Source organism: Pseudomaricurvus sp., from assembly GCF_965662505.1.
Classification (GTDB): Bacteria; Pseudomonadota; Gammaproteobacteria; order Pseudomonadales; family Cellvibrionaceae; genus Pseudomaricurvus.
Genome location: NZ_CBFIHX010000013.1, coordinates 13,333 through 31,449 on the forward strand (window position 1 = coordinate 13,333; position 18,117 = coordinate 31,449).

General features: G+C 50.6%; 14 protein-coding genes. 9 read left to right on the top strand and 5 right to left on the bottom strand.

Going from position 1 to position 18,117, the window contains the following annotated elements; translation table 11 throughout:
* Positions 1–119 precede the first annotated feature (119 nt).
* From ACTG33_RS03175 to ACTG33_RS03200, 6 genes are all read left to right on the top strand, one after another.
* A complete protein-coding gene (locus ACTG33_RS03175) occupies positions 120–2,330 on the top strand; it encodes an acyl-CoA dehydrogenase (RefSeq protein ID WP_439133733.1) in 2,211 nt (736 codons plus the stop codon).
* Between the two features lie 16 nt (positions 2,331–2,346).
* On the top strand, positions 2,347–3,156 hold the full coding sequence (locus tag ACTG33_RS03180) for an enoyl-CoA hydratase/isomerase family protein (protein ID WP_439133734.1): 810 nt from the start codon (positions 2,347–2,349) through the stop codon (positions 3,154–3,156).
* Positions 3,157–3,624, top strand: coding sequence for a PaaI family thioesterase (locus ACTG33_RS03185; RefSeq protein ID WP_439133735.1), 468 nt, complete (start codon positions 3,157–3,159; stop codon positions 3,622–3,624).
* A gap of 244 nt (positions 3,625–3,868) precedes the next feature.
* Positions 3,869–4,852 (top strand): acrylyl-CoA reductase (NADPH), encoded by a 984-nt coding sequence (gene acuI, locus ACTG33_RS03190; RefSeq protein ID WP_439133736.1) that lies wholly within the window; start codon positions 3,869–3,871, stop codon positions 4,850–4,852.
* Between the two features lie 103 nt (positions 4,853–4,955).
* Positions 4,956–6,341, top strand: a complete 1,386-nt coding sequence (locus ACTG33_RS03195; RefSeq protein WP_439133737.1) for an MFS transporter — start codon at positions 4,956–4,958, stop codon at positions 6,339–6,341.
* Between the two features lie 59 nt (positions 6,342–6,400).
* A complete protein-coding gene (locus tag ACTG33_RS03200) occupies positions 6,401–7,450 on the top strand; it encodes an NAD(P)H-dependent amine dehydrogenase family protein (protein ID WP_439133738.1) in 1,050 nt (349 codons plus the stop codon).
* A gap of 97 nt (positions 7,451–7,547) precedes the next feature.
* Here ACTG33_RS03200 and ACTG33_RS03205 read toward each other — a convergent pair whose 3' ends face one another.
* On the bottom strand, positions 7,548–8,360 hold the full coding sequence (locus tag ACTG33_RS03205) for a TauD/TfdA dioxygenase family protein (protein WP_439133739.1): 813 nt from the start codon (positions 8,358–8,360) through the stop codon (positions 7,548–7,550).
* Positions 8,361–8,706: 346 nt separating this feature from the next.
* Here ACTG33_RS03205 and ACTG33_RS03210 point away from each other — a divergent pair, with 346 nt between their 5' ends.
* Positions 8,707–8,925: a hypothetical protein gene (locus ACTG33_RS03210; protein WP_439133740.1), complete on the top strand. Its 219-nt coding sequence runs from the start codon at positions 8,707–8,709 to the stop codon at positions 8,923–8,925.
* 103 nt (positions 8,926–9,028) lie between these two features.
* On the opposite strand, the gene ACTG33_RS03215 is transcribed toward ACTG33_RS03210, so the two are convergent.
* Complete coding sequence (locus tag ACTG33_RS03215; RefSeq protein ID WP_439133741.1) at positions 9,029–9,745, bottom strand: TetR/AcrR family transcriptional regulator; 717 nt, start codon at positions 9,743–9,745, stop codon at positions 9,029–9,031.
* A 319-nt stretch (positions 9,746–10,064) separates the two neighbouring features.
* Here ACTG33_RS03215 and ACTG33_RS03220 point away from each other — a divergent pair, with 319 nt between their 5' ends.
* On the top strand, positions 10,065–11,312 hold the full coding sequence (locus ACTG33_RS03220) for an MFS transporter (RefSeq protein ID WP_439133742.1): 1,248 nt from the start codon (positions 10,065–10,067) through the stop codon (positions 11,310–11,312).
* A 186-nt stretch (positions 11,313–11,498) separates the two neighbouring features.
* Here ACTG33_RS03220 and ACTG33_RS03225 read toward each other — a convergent pair whose 3' ends face one another.
* The 3 genes from ACTG33_RS03225 to ACTG33_RS03235 are packed head-to-tail and all read right to left on the bottom strand — an operon-like array spanning position 11,499 to position 15,114.
* Positions 11,499–12,371, bottom strand: coding sequence for an SDR family NAD(P)-dependent oxidoreductase (locus ACTG33_RS03225; RefSeq protein WP_439133743.1), 873 nt, complete (start codon positions 12,369–12,371; stop codon positions 11,499–11,501).
* Positions 12,371–13,780, bottom strand: coding sequence for an acyl-CoA reductase (locus tag ACTG33_RS03230; RefSeq protein WP_439133744.1), 1,410 nt, complete (start codon positions 13,778–13,780; stop codon positions 12,371–12,373). The genes ACTG33_RS03225 and ACTG33_RS03230 overlap by 1 nt, the downstream gene beginning before the upstream one ends.
* Positions 13,777–15,114: a hypothetical protein gene (locus ACTG33_RS03235; RefSeq protein WP_439133745.1), complete on the bottom strand. Its 1,338-nt coding sequence runs from the start codon at positions 15,112–15,114 to the stop codon at positions 13,777–13,779. Before ACTG33_RS03235 ends, ACTG33_RS03230 begins: the two co-directional genes overlap by 4 nt.
* 263 nt (positions 15,115–15,377) lie before the next feature.
* Between ACTG33_RS03235 and acnA the strand changes: the two genes are divergently transcribed.
* On the top strand, positions 15,378–18,113 hold the full coding sequence (gene acnA / locus ACTG33_RS03240; protein ID WP_439133746.1) for an aconitate hydratase AcnA: 2,736 nt from the start codon (positions 15,378–15,380) through the stop codon (positions 18,111–18,113).
* Positions 18,114–18,117 lie beyond the last annotated feature (4 nt).

Consider the following 18,117-nt stretch of genomic DNA (forward strand, 5'->3'; position numbering starts at 1 on the left):
ACGGCTAATAATGGGTGGATCGGACGACACAGCCTTCCAAGCCTTACCCGGTTCAATTGACGGCCATTCTGCGTGGCGGTGCTATTGTTAACCTGATTTATCTCGGAGTATGACCAATCATGAATTTTGAGCTTTCTGATGACCAGCGCATGATGCAAGAATCCTTTGCCCGCTTCCTGGACGAGCAAAGTAGCAGTGAACGCGTGCGTGCTGCCGCCGAAAAAGACGGTTTTGACGCAGAGATGTGGGCAGGCCTTGGTGAGTTGGGCGCTTTTACTTTGCGCGTACCCGAAGAACTGGGTGGTCTTGGTCTGGGGCTGATGGACGCTGTGGTCCTGATGGAAGAGGCTGGTCGTACTCTGGCTTCTGGCCCGGTTGCCGAAACTCTGGTGGCATCCCGCATTCTGGCTCGACTCGCTGCTGAGAGTCAGGCTGAGCTGCTGGAACAGGTCATTATGGGTTCTCAAGTCGCGACCGTTGCCCTGCACGATGTGGCTGAACAGCCTTTGCAGTGGGTTGCCGGTGGTGCCGTTGCTTCTGCCGTTATTGCCCGTAAAGGCGATCAAGTGATTCTGGTTAACTTACCCGAAGGCGAGCGCTTTGAAGAGAATCTGGCGTCTACGCCGATCGCGGAATTAAAGCTGGACGTGGCTGACGCTATCGTTCTGGGAGAAGGTGCTGAAGCGGTGAAGGTCTTCGCGGAAGGACTGGAAGAGTGGAAGTTGCTGATGGCGGCGGCTCTGGCGGGCTTGTCTCGTCGCGCGGTAGAAATGGCGGCTGAATACGCCTGTGAACGTGAAGCTTTCGGTAAACAAATTGGTACCTATCAGGGCATGTCCCACCCTCTGGCCGATTTGATTACCGATGTAGATGGCGGCAAATACCTGACCTGGAAGGCGATTCACGATATTGCCAAAGGTCTGGATGCCGGTGACGCTCAGGTCTCTATGGCTCTTTACTGGAATGCCGATACTGCCGCTCGCGCGGTGACTCAGTCTCTGCACACATTTGGTGGTTACGGTCTGGCTACCGAGTACGATATTCATTTATATAACTTGCGCGCCAAAGCCTGGCCGCTGGTGTACGGCGATATTAATCTTCTGTTAGAAGAAGCCGGTCGTCGACTGTACGCAGGTGAAGAAACTGCTTTGCCTGATGTCGGAGAGGTTTCGATCGACTTTGATCTGGGGCCGGAAGCTAACGCCATGGCTGAAGAGTTGAAGCAGTTCTTCGAAGATAATCTTACTCCGGAACTGAAAGCCAAGGCTCACTATTCTTTCGACGGTTATGACGCCGGAATGCATAAAAAGCTGGCGGAAGCTAAGTTCTTGTTCCCGGCCTGGCCGAAAGAGTACAACGGTCGCGAAGCCGAACCTTACGTTATGAACGCGCTGCGTCAGGTATGGGAAGAGTACAACTGGACCACACACCCAGTCAGTACCACAGATTTGGTGGGCACCATGATCCGTAAAGTGGGCAGCGATGTCTTGAAAGACGAAGTGCTGACCAAAATCATCAACGGTGATGCGGTGTGTAGCTTGGGTTATTCCGAGCCGGGTTGTGGTTCCGACGTGTTTGCCGCCAAAACCAACGCGACTCAGCTGGAAGATGGCTCATGGCGTATTGACGGTGCCAAGATGTGGACCAGTGGCGCCAACATTGCCCAGTATGTAATTCTGCTGACGCGCACCAATCCCGATGTGCCCAAGCACAAAGGCCTGACCATGTTCATCGTGCCGCTGGATACTCCGGGGATCGAAGTTCAACCGGTGTACACCTTCCAGGACGAGCGCACTAACGCCACTTTCTACGATGGTGTCATCGTGAAGGACGAATACCGTCTGGGTGAAATTGACGGAGGTCTTCGTACCATGGCCACAGCACTGGAACTGGAACACGGCGGCGGCTTTAACAAAAGTCAGCGCAAACTGTCCCGTTCCGCCGAAGAATTGTGTGGTGAAATTCAATACAAAGGCCAGCCGTTGATTAAGGACATCGATGCCCAGAAGCGTCTGGCTCGTTCACGCATGCACTTCTACATTTCTGAAATGCTGGCCAACCGCGCTCTGTGGGTGGGTGTGACTGGTCGGGAAAACAAAGCTTACGGCCCGATGATCAAAATGTTCTCTTCCGAGAAGTTCCAGTCGGATTCCCGTGATCTGCTGGACCTGACCGCACCTTATTCTCTGTCCAAGCGCGAAGGCGCAGCGGGTGAAGTGAATCTGGCGTATCGCCATGCACATGGCACCACGATCTATGGTGGTACCAGTGAAGTTCATCGCAGTATGATTGCCGAGCGTGCACTTGGCTTGCCACGCACCCGCGGTTAAATCTGGAGAGTAGAGAATGAGCGAAGCCCCACATTTATTGGTCGAAGAAAACGGTGCAGTGATTGTCTGCACCTTGAATCGCCCAGAAAAATTGAATGCTCTGACCGGACAAACCATGCGTCTGTTCGAAGAGGCGCTGCACAAGTTCCGCGATACGGCGGAACTGAAAGTGATGTTGATCCGCGCCACTGGCCGCTTTTTCTGCGCCGGTGCCGATCTGCGTGACAAAACCGGCGAGCCGGAAGCGCCCGCTAATACGGCGACAGCGATTCGTGAAAAACACCGTCTGCGTCTGCACGGCATGCATCGTATCTATGACGAAATGGAACATATCGAAAAGCCCATCGTCGTGGCTCATCAAGGCACTTGCGTCGGCGGAGGACTGGAGTTGTCCCTGTCCTGTGATTTCCGCCTGGCGGCGAAAAGTGCCAGTTACGCGTTCCCGGAAGGTAAGTTTGGTGTATTGCCGGCGTCCAACGGTGTCAGCCGCCTGACCCGTTACGTTGGTCCTCATTGGGCACGCTACCTGATCATGGCGAACAAACCTGCTGATGCCGACCGCGCTTACACCATGGGTCTGGTTCATGAAGTTTATCCGGACGAAACCTTTGATGCCGATGCGATGGAGTTCTGCGAGCATCTGGCGAAGCAAAATTCCGAGCAGATGGGCGCTGCCAAAGTGGCCATCGAAATGGCTCACGAGCTGGGACGCGATCAGGCTCGTCATGTTGAGCGTATGGCTAACAGCGCACTGATGCTGAACCCGGATTATCTGGCCATGATGGAGAAGTATGTCTCCAATATCGGCTCCAAAGGGAAGTCGTAGGTGCCAGAAGAGCAAGTATCTGAAAAGAAAGCGATTGATGCTCAAACCCTGGAAGCAGAGGGGTGGGAGCGACTGGACGCTGATGGTTTTACCGGCCTGGCCGGCCCTATCTGGAGAAAGGTAGAGGGTGACCAGCACATCATGGGTTTGCTGTTGGAACCCAAGCATTGCAACTATCATTTAGGGACTGTGCACGGTGGGCTGGTAATGACGTTTGCCGATATTGGGCTGGGCGCGGGCATGTCTGCTGTTATGGGCGAAAAACGTATGGGATGCGTCACCGTGTCCCTGCAAACCCAATTTGTGTCAGTGGCTCGGGTGGGGGAGTTTATAACCTGCCATCCGGAGCTGGTACGTGCCAGCAAATCTTTGGTGTTTCTGCGCGGGCTGATAAAGGCTGGCGATAAAACCATAGCCAGCTGCGAAGGCATCTGGAAACTGCTTGATTCGGCAAAAAGTCAGTCTTAGCTAACTTCCCGGTGGCTGGTATCTGCCGGGAGGATGTGCTTAAATTACCTGTTAGACAACACTGTTGTTTTTAAGCTGGTTTTTACTAACTACTTACTAGTTTCTACTAACTACTGGTTTCTACTAACTAATAGTCTAGTCGCCTGTCGTGGTTAAGCTTAAGCCTGTCAGGGTTAACTGTTGGAAGGGCTGACTGACATCCGGTTAGCTCAAATTCGATTCTAAAATACTGTAGAAGGTGTATATGTTCTCTGCAATTTCCATTAATAAAGATGAAGCGGGCCAATCCGTAGAAGTTACCCAGATTGACGAGTCTCAACTGCCCGAAGGTAACGTCACAATTGACGTTGACTATTCAACACTGAACTACAAAGATGGTCTGGCCATCACCGGCAGCTCACCGGTTGTGCGTAAATTCCCAATGGTGCCTGGTATTGATCTGGCAGGTGTTGTCTCTGAAAGCAGCCATGCAAACTGGAAAGCCGGTGACCGTGTTGTACTGAACGGTTGGGGTGTAGGTGAAGGTCACTGGGGTGGCTTGTCTCAAAAAGCTCGTTTGAACGGCGACTGGTTAGTTGCTCTGCCAGAAGCGTTCACCAGCCGTCAGGCCATGGCGATTGGTACCGCTGGCTATACTGCTGCTTTGTGTGTAGACACTCTGATGGCTCACGGTGTACGCGCCGATCAGGGCGAAATTTTGGTAACCGGTGCTACCGGTGGTGTTGGTAGCTTTGCGGTAGCCTTGCTGGCCAAAGCAGGTTTCACAGTTGTTGCTGCGACGGGCAAAGAGTCCGAAGCCGACTACCTGAAAAGCCTGGGTGCTTCCGATATTATTCTGCGCTCTGAGCTGTCTGAAAAAGGTAAGCCTCTGCAGAAAGAGCGTTGGGCTGGTGTCGTTGATTCTGTCGGTAGCTTCACTCTGGTTAATGCCTGTGCACAAACTCAATACGGCGGTGTAGTTGCTGCGTGTGGTCTGGCACAAGGTCCTGATTTCCCTGCGACTGTTATGCCGTTTATTCTGCGCGGTGTGTCTCTGTTGGGCGTTGACAGTGTTATGGCTCCTATCGAGTTGCGTCAAGCAGCGTGGAAGCGTCTGGCGAAATATCTGGATCCTGCTCAGCTGGATACCATTGCGGATGAAATCAGTCTGTCGGAAGCGATTCCTGCAGCGAAAGATTTGCTGGAAGGTAAAATCCGCGGTCGTCTGATCGTCGATGTTAATAAGTAAGCTTTAGTTCTCAATAAGTGAGTTCTTTGGTGAGCTTTCTATCCAGGGCAGTTTCTCTGCCCTGGATGCATTTCTCCCGTTATCCTTTTCCCGATGACTTTCTATGACTAGCATGTCTGAACAGACTATTTCTGTTGAACCTGACAAGCTGGGGATTAAGTCTCATCTTGCAATTGTTGCGATCGCAATTGGCTTTATCATCAACCCGATCAACGGTTCACTGGTGATTACAGCTTATCCACACATGGCTGAAGTGTTTGATGTGCCCTACGCGCACATGTCGGCATTGGTCATGTATTTTATGGCGGCGACGGCGGCGACCCAACCCTTAGCGGGTGGTATTGGCGACAGCATAGGCCGTAAAAAGTTATTTCTGATTGGTATTGCCGGGTTCACGGTTGCCAGTTATCTCGCCGCCATATCGATTACGTTTTCCAGCTTGTTGATCTGGCGAATTGCTCAGGCGGTTTTTTCCGGTGTGATTTTATCCAACGCACTGGGTCTAGTGGGGCAAGTGGTGCCCTCTGCAATGACCGGTCGTTATCTGGGTATTCTCAATTCCTTCATGGTTGGCGCAACGGCGGTGGGCTTCCCCCTCGGCGGCGTGTTAGTGGAAGCCTTCGACTGGCCGATGTTATTTTGGCTCAGTGTTCCTCTGGGTATTGTCGCGTTTTTATTAGCGGTATTTTGTATTCCCAAAGATGAACCCAGGAAAACCCGTTTCACCAGTGTTAGCTTTATCGGTCTTCCGTTCTTACCGCTGGCCTTTTTACTGCAAAGTTTTGTCCAGGATACGCCCATGCTTCCTGGCATGCTGATGCTTACCGTTACACTGGCTATCGTCATGCTCGGTGTAATGAAATCAAAAAATTCACGGGCCCAGTTTCAAGCGATCAACAACCGTTCGTTTAATCTGAGCTGCGGTATTGCCTACTTTACCTCCTGCATTCAGTTTGGGATTATCTTTACGTTACCTGCCTGGACTTTGGTGTCTTTGGGAATTAACAGCGGTACCTTGGGGTTATATCTGTCGGCCTTTTCTCTGACAATTTTTCTGTTAAGTCCAATTGTCGGTAAATTGTTGGATCGGCAGGGTATGGGAAAAATTAAATGGTTTGGTTTGGGCGTGTTCGGTATAGCGCTATCGTTGTTGCTCAGCTGGTTAACCCTGTTCAGTTTCGCATTGATTGTCTGCTCGCTTGGTTTGGCGATTGCGGTGTCTTTGTTAATCAGTCAGCGCACAGCCATGTTTGCCACTGCCGGTGAATCTCAGGCTTTGGGCATGGGGTTGTTCAGCAGTTGGCGTTCTGTGGGTGGCCTGTCAGGTAATGCGTTGGCCGCGATCGTTATGTCGAGCTATCCCACCGTCACTAAACAGGCGGGGCTCGATGTATTTCAGTGGCAGGTCATGTTGTTCTTTTTGCCCTTGACGCTGTGTTATTTTTTTCTGAACGAATCTAAACGGATTAAGCAAAAGAGCAAGTACTGAGAAATCGTAAAAAGTAAAAAATATTAATTAACTGATAATAAACATAAGAGGTTTAACATATGAATACGAAATCAAAACAACCCCTTAAAGTTGTTCAGTGGGCAACGGGTAATATCGGCACACGTTCTTTAAGAGCAGTGATTGAGCATCCGCATCTGGAATTGGTGGGCTTGTTTGTACACTCCGAAAACAAGGTTGGACGGGATGCCGGCGAGTTGTGTGGTCTGGATCCAATAGGAATTTCTGCGACTAACAGTATTGAAGATGTTCTTGCTTTGAAACCGGATTGTGTTTTGTACATGCAGGAAGGCTGTAATATCAGTCAATTGTGCCGTTTGCTGGAGTCTGGGTGTAACGTCGTCACGACCAGAGTTGAGCTACATCATCCTGGGTCGTTGGATGCTGAAACGCGGAACAGCATCGAGTCTGCCTGTGAAAAAGGTGGGACATCTATTTATAGCACCGGTTCAAGTCCCGGGTTTATTACCGAAGCCGTACCTCTTGCGCTCACCTCCTTGCAGCGTCGGCTCGATCACCTGATCATTGATGAATTCGCAAATTTAACGACGCGGAATTCACCGGAGTTACTGTTTGATATTATGGGCTTTGGGCAACCACCGTCGAGTTTTGGCGAAGAACGACTGGCACATGTGAAGGTGGGCTTTGCTGCATCGTTAAATCAATTGGCGGACTCTCTTGGACTGCCGTTGGATGATGTCACCGTTACGGGCGAAGTGGCTGCGGTGGATAAAGACGTTGAGATTGCAGCAGGCGTCTTGAAAGCCGGCACAGTCGGTGGGCAGCGGATTACCATTACCGGTATGCGCAATGGTGAACCCTTGATGCAAATGCGCCTGAACTGGTATTGCACCAAAGAGTTGAATAACGATTGGGAATTGCGCGTCAACGGTTGGCGAGTTCAGGTCTTGGGTGATACACCGTTAGATGCCTCTTTGGCATTTTCACCAATTGCCGATGAGGATATGGCGGCAACCACGCCGGGTTATACCGCACACCGTGCTGTGAATGCCGTGAGTGTTGTGTGCGCAGCCAAACCTGGAATTTGTACCACGGGTGAAATGCCGCAAGTCATTGCTAAGCTGGGATAAAGTTTTCGTTTATAAACACGAAGCTATCTTCCTAAACTAAAAAGCCCGGATATTCTCCGGGCTTTTTATGTTGCGTAATTACTTATCTGGGAACAGATTAAGCAATAGGCTCTTCACCTTCCAGCTTGGTGCGGTGCATCATGCGGCCACTGTTTGCAGGGTAATGAGTCGCGCGGTGCAGAGTACCGGTGTTGTCCCAGGCTACCAGATCACCTTTGGTCCACTTGTGTGAGTAAACGTATTTAGGCTGGGTGCAGTGAATACGAAGCTTGTGCAGCAGGGCACGACCTTCTTCGTAATCCATGCCTTCAATATGACTGGCAGAAGCACCAATAACCAATGATTTACGACCTGACTCGTGCGCCCAAACCAAAGGATGGGTTCTTGATGGCATCATGTTCCAGGTAGATATTTGTTCCAGGGTAGGCTCTGGGTGCACATAATATTGTGCCGCCGCGAGGCTGTGAACAACACGAAGGTCTTTGTAAGCAGCCTTGTCTTCTTCTGGCAGGTCTTCGTAACCTACATAGGTGCTACAGAACTCAGTGTTACCACCCGTTTCTGATGGCTTAAAGCCGTTCAGCAGTGATGCCAGGATGGGTACATCCAGAGTGGATCCATCCATGTGCCAGTAGAACGCGCCTTTCAGGTAGTCGGCGTGTTCATTTTCTTTGGTGTCGAGGGTTACCTTGTAGATACCGCCTTCACCTTCATCGATCACATGGCCGAGGGTTTTAGTGAATTCCAGTTGCTCTTCGCTGGTAAAATTGATCTCTTTAAGAACAAAGACACCATTAGCTTCCAGCGCTTCACGGATTTCAGTTGAGTGCTTGCCGCTTAGCAAGGTCTCTTTATCGGCCTTGATTTCGACGCCAATATTATCTTTTATTTTTTCAATCGAAAAACTCATGGATCTTCCTCCCAAAACGCCTACCAGCAGGCCTCTGTATAATTGCAATAGAATTTACTAAACCCCAAAGGTATAGTCAACAGTGGTGTTGATTAGATGGGTGTAAAGTTCTGGGTGTTGAGGCCATTTATCACCTTTTACATAGGCTGATGAAGTAGACGTTTTTGTGGTGCTTGGTATTGAATGTGAACAGGTGGCGGATACTGCTCCATTAGTATTAACGCTCTAGGAGTTGAGAAAACTACCGATTTTTCTGCACACAAAATGAAACTTCGGAGAGGCCATAATTGCAAGGTTGCCGTTGTATCATTTAGTCTCGGCTGTCACTCAGATCACAGCTATAACTATGCAAAAAGTCAGTATGCCGCCATGGTTTCCAAGTACACCAACCTCGCGTCGTCTGGCGGTGAAAGTTTGGGAGGAATATTGGGAGAAATATACAGTCAACGTTGGCAGGATAGTCATTGGAACAGCGATCAAAAAAAGTGGCTTTTATAAAGCCACTTTCTCCACAGCGCCTTTCTACAGAGCCACTTTCTTTAAAGCTACTATCTATCAAGACTAACTATAAAACCACTTATCATTTTAATAGATCGTAACTTACCATCGTCCTCTCTCGCGATGTCAGTTCGCCTTGAACATTCATAATGCGAAACTACTGCCTTTTTCTAATCAGAAACTCTTAGGCCATTCAGAAACAGCTTCACACAAAAGTGAATGTGGTCTTCCAGATTTTTAAATCCCTCAACCTTAATGCCTGTCAGCATCCCCCTGGCTGGAGCGCCTACTGCCATGCTGAGGAATAATGATGCGGTTGTTTCGGGACGCTCCAGAAAGATTTCTCCGCGTTCAGCGTGTTGCTGCAAAACCTGTTGTACAAAGTTAGCCGTGGGGGCTGTGCTTTCTTGATAGAGCAGGCCGAGCAACTCCGGAAAGCGATGGGATTCTGTATTCACAATACGTTGTAATGCGAGTCCGCGAGGGGTGAGAAAGTGATTGGCACGCTGCAGGGCGATGGCGACCAAAGTAGTTTCAAGGTCATCATCGACGACTGCCCCCAGAGTTTCTTCTATCGGAGTCGCGTGGTCGTGGAAGGCCTTCTGTAAAGAGGCTCTGAATAATGCTTCCTTATTCTCGTAATGACCGTAAATGGTTCGTTTGGTCATATGAACTGCGGCAGCGATATCGTCCAGGGTGGTGGCATCAAAGCCATTTTCCAAAAAAAGCTTCACGGATATATCCAGCAATTCAAGGTGTCTTTGTTTGGCCTGTGCGGCTGTAGGGCGGCCGGCCCTGGGTTTCTTTGTCGCTGTTTTAGTCATAGCTCTTAAAAAATAGTTGATTTTTATGTGAATGCGCCGATAATAACACCTGTAGAGTGTCATTAAATAATTATATAAAACCAGTGAGACATTTCATGCAAGCATATCACCTTTTCGCCACATCAACGCCAGATAACGACTCAGGCCCTGTGAGTCAGTAGATACATATTTCAATAACAGCATTAAACAATGTTATTTCCAGATGATATCTACCGTGATGGTTTTTTAGATCACCCTCGCTTGGGGTTGCAATGTTCTGCACTGCAACCCTTTTTTATCGGAGGGGGAAACCTGCAATAAACAAGAAAAGTGACACGAGGTTTATGTGAAAAGTTTAATGTCAGGGATATATACGGGTTGGCGAGTGCATGCAGGCGCTTTTATGTGTGCCATGCTGATTGCGGGTTGTACGTCTTATATTTTCGGTCTGTTTGTCATTCCGGTATCGACAGAGTTCAACCTTAGCCGTGCAGAGATCAATAATGGTTATATCGCCTTTCTGCTAGGGGTTGGTGTTCTCTCGCCCATCGTCGGACGATTGCTGGATAAGTTCTCTTCCAGGCTGGTGATGGGTTGTGGGGGCATATTATTTGGCCTGGGAATGTTAGGCATTGCACACGCACAGAATCCGCTATTGATCATTATTTATATTTTGTTGCCCGTTGCGTTTGGTATGGCGGCTTGCGGAACTTTGGCGGCAAACACGGTAGTGGTGCGGTGGTTCGGTCGCAACCGAGGGAAAGCGTTGGGTGTATTGGCTATTTCGACGTCGGCCGGTGGTTTTATTTTTACTCCACTGACTGCTGTTTTAATTGAGCAGTACGGCTGGAGAGGCGCCTTAGAAGTGATTGGCATCCTCGCTATTGTTGTGATTGTTTTTATGACGACAGTGGTGATTCGCAATAAGCCAACGGGAAGAGAAAGGGGCTATTGCGCAGAGCTTTCCACACCGGTAGGCGATAATGATCCTGCTGATGACCGGCAAAGTCATTTATGGTCTTATGCCGAGTTGCTAAAAAACCGCAACTTTTGGTTGCTGACGTTAGGGGTAGGTTTGCTTTATAGCAGTGATCAGGCCATGGTGACTTCGAACGTACCTTATTTTCAGGATATTGGCATCGGACTTTCGGAAGCGGCTCTGATTGCTTCTTGTATGACAGCTTCAGCGATCGGCGGAAAAATGTTAGTGGGCTTTTTGGCCGATAAAGTGGATTTGCGACATGTCTTCTATGTGGTTGCCATCGCCCATATCGCTATACTTTTAGTCTATTTGTCACAGCCACCTTTCTGGGGACTTTTGATCTTGGCGACCATTTTTGGGTTGGGTATTGGTGGTGTTTTTCCTGTTTGGACAACCATGCTGGCCTGGACATTCGGTTCCACAAGTTATGGAACCATTATGGGGTTAATGACGATCTTTTTTAAGTTGGGTTCAATCCTGACGGTGCGTTTTGTTGGAGAAGTATTCGATGCAACAGGGAGCTATGAGACGGCTTTCTATGTATTTATAGCGATGGTCGTTTTAGCCATGGTCATGGTCTCCATGATGAAACCCCAATCAGGACTGCCAGCGAAGAAGACTGAACCAGTAACAGACACTCCTTATCAAGCAACAAAGACTACATCGTGAAGCTTAGAAGACTTCACCATGAAACTTAGTTAAAACGTCAGGCGTAGTTAAAAAAAGAGTATGGTTAAGCAAGTTATTTGCTTGTTTATCCATACTCAAACCACCGAGGGGTGTTAGGGAAAATGCAAACTGCCAAGGTTTTCGGATAACCTGTAACAGATTAAGAGAGGGGAAAGCTGTTACAGGTTAAGCAGGGAGATAGTCTTTTATTAAGGCCGTGCTGACTTCCCAGATCTTTTTGGCAAACTCGTCATTCTGAGCAGCGGTGCTGGGGTCTTCCGGTTGCCGTTGGTAGTAATACCCGTTGCTGCTTTTGCCCGCCTCATCTGAGGTTGCGACCCAAACCAATGCTTCAGCTGCCTGCACAGGCGTAAAGGATTCTTGTGTGCGAAGGTACGCTTGTACTTCTGGGGCGGTATGACTGGCAAAGTTACTGTCGACAACCCCAGGATGCATGGCATGAACCACAATACCGTCGGCAGCCACTTTGTTGGTCAATTCCCGATTGAATAACAGATTGGCCAATTTTGCCTGACAATAAGCCGCTGCCGGGTCGAAATGCTTTAACAATTGCACATCAGTCCAGTCAAATCCTTCAGAAGAAAGATGAGCTGACGACGACACGCTGAGAATACGACAATGTCCGGGCGATACCTCGGCTGCGGTTTGTTGCAACCTTGGCAATAACCTCAGAGTCAACAGAAACGGAGCCAGGTGATTACTGGCAAAGGTGACTTCATTGCCTTCGCTGGTTAACTTAAAATCGGCGTTCATGCCACCTGCGTTATTAATCAACAGGTCAATACGAGTCGTGGACTCAAGGATACCGTTAGCAACTTTGGCTACCTCGCTCATCAGTGACAGGTCGGCGGTATACATGTCGATCGAGGTACCTTGGGCGGCTGACTCGATATCTTTCTGGGCGGCAGCTGTCCTTTCAGGGTTGCGGCCAACACCGATCACGCGCCAGCCCTGTGATGCAAGAAGAATGGCCGTTTCTTTACCGATGCCAGAACTGGCACCGGTAATCACTGCGACCCTGGGATTGTTGTCGGTCATCAGGCAATATCCTCATCAGCCATCCAATGGACAAACCGTTGCAGTGGGTACATGGCATCGTGCGGCCCACCCATGGCGTGCTTATTGGCGCCGCCCAGTTGGCACACTCGTTGACCACCGCCACTGGCAATGCGATCGCGAATATCAGTCTTGCGCTCTGGCGGCCAGATGCCAATGGTTTGTGTGGCCACGTTGACGTAGCGAATGGCTTCGTCGAGGCTGGGAACCATGACGATGTTGGCAGTCTTGTTGCTCGGATGAAAATCGACGGGTTTGTCGGTCAGAATAACCATGCCCCGACCGTCGCCTTTCCCCCAAACTTCATAGTCGCCCATGGCTTCAAGAACTTCGATCTCGTCGCGAGTGTCATTAGGCAGCGGTTGGGCGACTGCGGAAGAAACCTCACGATCCACATTCAGACGTTCAAGCAATTTGGCACAATACTTTTTGATCTGTGCTTTGTTGTCTTGGTTTGCTTCCACAAATACAAAGCGACTGGCCAGACAAGCTTCTTGATTGTAGACAGACACATCGGCGGCGGTTCGCTCTGCGGTCTCGGCAATACTGTCATCATCGGTAAACGCTTCAGCACCAATCATGGAAATTGAAGACTTGGGATCAAAAGACACCATTTGCAAACCTGGGCCTAAATAACTGATGACATTTTTAATCGCGTCACCACCGCCCCAGGCCACAATTTTGTCAAAATACTGTGGCCGATAAAGTGTCTTCTCGATGGATTCATCGCCACCACGCCAATAGACCGCCGACATGGACTTGACCACAGGGTGATTGGGGTCGACTTCAGCCATGGTGCGTAAAATAGCAACACAGGTGAATGGATCGCTAGACGGCATCTTGAACAGGTTGATGGCTTTGACCAGTGCACCCTGCGCAATGGAAGAGATACAACCCGCAGGAGAGTTGCCCGCCAGCATGTGAATCATCCGGCTGGGAAAGGCTCGCACGGAACTGACATTGCCCAGCATATCGGTTTTGGTGATCCAGCGGTCGAGGTATTCCGGATTGGAAAAGTTAACCTCCACCTGAGACATCAACAGCTCTTTGTTTAAAAAATGACGAGCGTTGCGGTACAGGTTTTCAACCACTCGACGTGGCAACGGGTTGGTGGCCGAGAGGCGCTCAAGGCATTCCTGTAAGTGGACGTTGGTAGACAAATCGAGGCGTTCACCGGTTTCCACCAGAAAGTCGATGATTTCACTGAGTGGAACGTCCAGTAATGGTGGCATTTCACTGCGAGGAGTCACCAGCTGATCAAGGCTAAGCACAGGCGTGGCAAAGTCTGCCCCCAGGTCTCTTGAACGGTGCTGAACGTCATTACCTTCTACCAATTGACCGCGTACGAAATGGGGAGCCGCCAGGATTTGATTAGAGTGAGTATCTGTCATGATGCACCTCTTACATAAGCATCGATGGTGCCCGAGCAACTGATCTTATCGCCGCCCGGCAGGTCGGAATAACGGACAATGTCACTGTTAATGCTGGGGCCGTGTGCACCGCACTCGCATTGTCCGTAATTAACTTTGATTTTGTCGCCAGAGATGACGCCGCCCCAGCGACCTTCGACAGAAAGATCCAGGAAGCCTGCACGGCCCTCCACTTCGCCTTCGGTTTCGGTGATGAGGTTGTCGCCACCCTGATCCAGTAACAGCAAAATAATCCAGGGCGGTACGTGATAACGTCCGGCACTGCAGCGGGGCATGGTGGTGTTCAGTTCTTGCATGCCGTAGTACTGGTATATTTTGTGATCTGGAATGTTGAAGGTTTCCAGAATGTACTCGCGATAGTTGTCTGGCAAATTGGCACCTTTCAGACCTCCACCAACCAGCATGGCGTTATCAGCGGAAAAGTCCTTACCACTGTAGCCTTTCTCTCTGACCAGTTCAGCGACTTGATAGAGGGTGCTAAACATACCGCAGATCAACAGTTTCTCACCACGACTCTCGATCAGTGCTTCAGCTGTTTTTATGACGCCCTCATTCATATCTTTTGCGCGACGCGCAGAAGTGGCTTCGAATTCAGCGACGTCCTCTGGCTTGGCGGTGCCGTCGGCGATGGCTCGGCGCATGCTGACCATATGACTGATACGGCCGACGGTGATCGGTTCGCAAGGGAATTGAAAGTCACTGCCGTTGCCGAAGGCATTGGCGATCGCGTCGCGACTGTCATCGTTGCGAACACTACGAGCAACGGGGGCAACACCCATAATTTTAAAACTGTTGTCTTGCGAACAGCCAGTGGCCCATTCAAAGCCAGCGGCATGATTGGCTCTGGACATATGGCGATCGGCCATAGAGGCATTGATCATCGAGCATTTGCCGGTGGTGCCGCTGGAGCAAGAGACAAAATGCTCGGTGTTTTCCAAGGCTTTCAGCCATCCATCCAGATCGGATACTGAGTCTGTGTCGATCCCTTCTACAGGGGTCGCAGACAGAGTTTGCAGCCATTTGCCCATGCGATCCCATTGCCCTTCAGTCAACCAGTTTTCGGGGTAACTCTTGTAGGTTGTATGGGCAAACAGAAGTGGAACGATATCGCTCAACTCTTTAATTTGGCGAATGTCGGCAGTCTCGGCGCGTTTTGAAAGCAATTTGATCTTGTGAAGCTTGTCTTGAAAGAGCTCGTTAGCCGCTTCCAACTGTGTGTGAAGGCGTTCTGCGTAAGGTGTGTCAAAGCGATCTTCAGCATTGACTCGTTTTGTTATGTTTTTTAATGACGTCACGTTGCGCTACTCCTGAATATCCGTTGTCCGATTTAATGGCTACTGGTTAGTATCATTAATCTTTTCGGACCAAATTTCAAGCACTACTTTGTTATGTGGCGTCAAAATGGTTCTGAGAGGGTTTCTTTTACCGTGAAACCCTCAGATTCTGGGGTTTGCTATAGTTGAGTGACTAAGCCACAGTTAATGACTCGGCAATTCATATTCCATTCTCAGTCAGTCACCATTTCTACCCGTTTGAACAATTCTTTCAGGAGGTCAGGATGAACAACAGTTTTTCTTCGCGCAGCACATTTCGCGTCAACGACAAAGATTATGTGATCTACCGACTGGACGCGTTGGCCGACCAGTATGACCTTTCCCGTTTGCCCTACTGCCTGAAAGTGTTGCTGGAAAACCTGCTTCGCAAGGAAGATGGAAAGAGCGTCACCGCAGATGATATCCACAAGCTGTGCCGCTGGAAGGGGGCGGATGAGGCGACTGAACAGGTGAATTTCACCCCGGCGCGGGTGGTGTTGCAAGATTTTACCGGCGTGCCGGCTGTGGTTGATTTGGCTGCCATGCGTGCGGCGATGCGGGATTTAAACAGCGATCCCGCCAAAATTAATCCGTTGGGCGCTGTGGACCTGGTGATTGATCATTCAGTGATGGTGGATTATTTCGGTACGCCCGAGGCGTTGGGCAAAAACACCGAAAAAGAGTTTGAGCGCAATAACGAGCGCTACCAGTTTCTGCGCTGGGGACAGCAGGCCTTTTCCAACTTCCGCGTGGTGCCGCCTGGCACGGGTATCGTTCATCAGGTGAATCTGGAATATCTCGCTCATGTGGTGATGACGGATAAAGAGGGTGATGAGTTGGTTGCTCTGCCCGATACACTGGTGGGTACCGATTCTCACACCACCATGATCAATGGTCTGGGCGTACTTGGTTGGGGCGTAGGTGGCATTGAGGCCGAAGCGGCGATGCTGGGGCAGCCGGTGACTATGTTGATCCCGGAGGTCGTCGGCTTTGAATTAAAAGGCGAGCTGCCCGCCGCAGCCACGGCCACCGATCTGGTACTGACGGTGACGGAAATGCTGCGCAAGCGCGGTGTGGTGGGTAAGTTTGTCGAGTTTTACGGGCCGGGCTTGTCGAATCTGCCGTTGGCGGATCGTGCCACGCTGGGCAATATGTCCCCGGAATTTGGTGGCACCTGCGCGATCTTCCCTGTCGATGAAGAAACCCTGCGCTATATGGAACTGACCGGACGCGATGCGGAGCAGATCGCTTTGGTGGAGGCTTACTGCAAAGAACAGGGCCTTTGGCGTCGGGACGATGATCCAGTGGCGGATTACAGTGACACCTTATCGCTCAACCTGGGGGATGTGGTGCCCAGTATTGCCGGGCCAAAGCGTCCACAGGACAGAATTTCCCTGACGGATGCCAAAGCGGCGTTTGAAGCTCTGGCGAACGAGGAAAACAGTCATTCTCCTGCGGTGGTAGCCAGTGACGCCGATGCCCGTTTTTCTTCCGAAGGGGGGCAGGCTGCCATCGACAACACCAATACCCATGAACGCGGTGCCGTGCCAGTGGAAATGAACGGCGAGGAGTTTCTGTTGCACCACGGCGCGGTGGTGATCGCGGCCATTACCTCCTGTACCAACACCTCCAATCCAGCCGTGATGATTGCCGCAGGCCTGGTGGCGAAAAAGGCCCACGACCTGGGATTGAAAGTGAAACCCTGGGTAAAAACCTCACTGGCTCCTGGATCGCAGGTGGTGCCCGCCTATCTGGAAAACGCTGGATTGTTGAAGCCGCTGGCGGATATGGGATTTGATATCGTCGGTTTTGGTTGCACCACTTGCATTGGCAATTCGGGTCCATTGCCTGCGCCAGTGCAAAATGCCGTGCGCGCCGGAGACGTATTGGTGGCCGGCGTACTGTCGGGTAATCGCAACTTTGAAGGCCGAATTCATCAGGATGTACGGGCCAACTACCTGGCTTCTCCACCGTTGGTGGTGGCTTATGCTCTGGCCGGGAATATGAATGTGGATTTGCTCAATGAGCCGCTGGGCACAGACAAAGCCAATAAACCGGTTTACCTGAAAGACATCTGGCCTTCGCCTCAAGAGGTCGCCGATACCATCCACAGTGCCATGACCGAAGGTCTCTATAAAGACAAGTACGCGGACGTGTTTGCCGGCACTCAAAGCTGGCGCGAGCTGCCTGTCCCCGCCGATAAAATTTACTCCTGGCCGGCGTCCACTTACGTGAAAAAGCCCCCGTACTTTGACGGTATGACCATGGAACTACCCGGCGCGCCGGACATCACCGGCGCCCGCTGTCTGGTGAAAGTGGGGGATTCCATAACCACGGATCACATCTCCCCAGCTGGTGCCATTAAGCCCGACAGCCCCGCTGGTGAATACCTGACTTCCCAGGGTGTGGCGGCTGAGGACTTCAACAGTTATGGCTCGCGACGAGGCAATGATGACGTGATGGTACGCGGCACCTTTGCCAATATTCGTCTGAAAAACCAGATGGCGCCGGGCACTGAGGGCTGCTGGACGACTTATCTTCCCACCGATGAGCAGATGAGTATTTACGACGCCTCACAGCGTTATCAGTCGGACAAAACCCCGCTCATTGTGCTGGCGGGCAAAGAGTACGGCACCGGTTCCAGTCGTGACTGGGCGGCCAAAGGCACCAATCTGCTGGGTATCAAAGCGGTCATTGCCCAGAGCTTTGAACGGATTCACCGCTCCAATCTGGTGGGCTTTGGTGTGCTGCCATTACAGTTTAAAGCGGGGGAATCTGCTACCTCTCTAGGTTTGGATGGCACAGAAGTTTTTGACTTTCAGGCGGTAGACGGTGAACCGAAATCTCTGTCCATTAGTGCCCGTAATGACACCGAAACCATTAGCTTCGAAGTGGATGTACGCATCGACACTGAAGTCGAATGGGACTACTACCGCCACGGCGGTATTCTTCATTACGTGCTGCGTCAGTTGGCTGCCTAGCTTG

Bases quoted from the DNA above. Each gene is read 5' to 3' on its own strand.
- ACTG33_RS03210 (WP_439133740.1), top strand. From the start codon at position 8,707: ATGCAAAAAGTCAGTATGCCGCCATGGTTTCCAAGTACACCAACCTCG.
- ACTG33_RS03195 (WP_439133737.1), top strand. From the start codon at position 4,956: ATGACTAGCATGTCTGAACAGACTATTTCTGTTGAACCTGACAAGCTG.
- ACTG33_RS03205 (WP_439133739.1), bottom strand. From the start codon at position 8,360: ATGAGTTTTTCGATTGAAAAAATAAAAGATAATATTGGCGTCGAAATC.
- ACTG33_RS03180 (WP_439133734.1), top strand. From the start codon at position 2,347: ATGAGCGAAGCCCCACATTTATTGGTCGAAGAAAACGGTGCAGTGATT.
- acnA (WP_439133746.1), top strand. From the start codon at position 15,378: ATGAACAACAGTTTTTCTTCGCGCAGCACATTTCGCGTCAACGACAAA.
- acuI (WP_439133736.1), top strand. From the start codon at position 3,869: ATGTTCTCTGCAATTTCCATTAATAAAGATGAAGCGGGCCAATCCGTA.
- ACTG33_RS03200 (WP_439133738.1), top strand. From the start codon at position 6,401: ATGAATACGAAATCAAAACAACCCCTTAAAGTTGTTCAGTGGGCAACG.
- ACTG33_RS03175 (WP_439133733.1), top strand. From the start codon at position 120: ATGAATTTTGAGCTTTCTGATGACCAGCGCATGATGCAAGAATCCTTT.
- ACTG33_RS03215 (WP_439133741.1), bottom strand. From the start codon at position 9,745: ATGACACTCTACAGGTGTTATTATCGGCGCATTCACATAAAAATCAAC.
- ACTG33_RS03220 (WP_439133742.1), top strand. From the start codon at position 10,065: ATGTGTGCCATGCTGATTGCGGGTTGTACGTCTTATATTTTCGGTCTG.
- ACTG33_RS03225 (WP_439133743.1), bottom strand. From the start codon at position 12,371: ATGACCGACAACAATCCCAGGGTCGCAGTGATTACCGGTGCCAGTTCT.
- ACTG33_RS03230 (WP_439133744.1), bottom strand. From the start codon at position 13,780: ATGACAGATACTCACTCTAATCAAATCCTGGCGGCTCCCCATTTCGTA.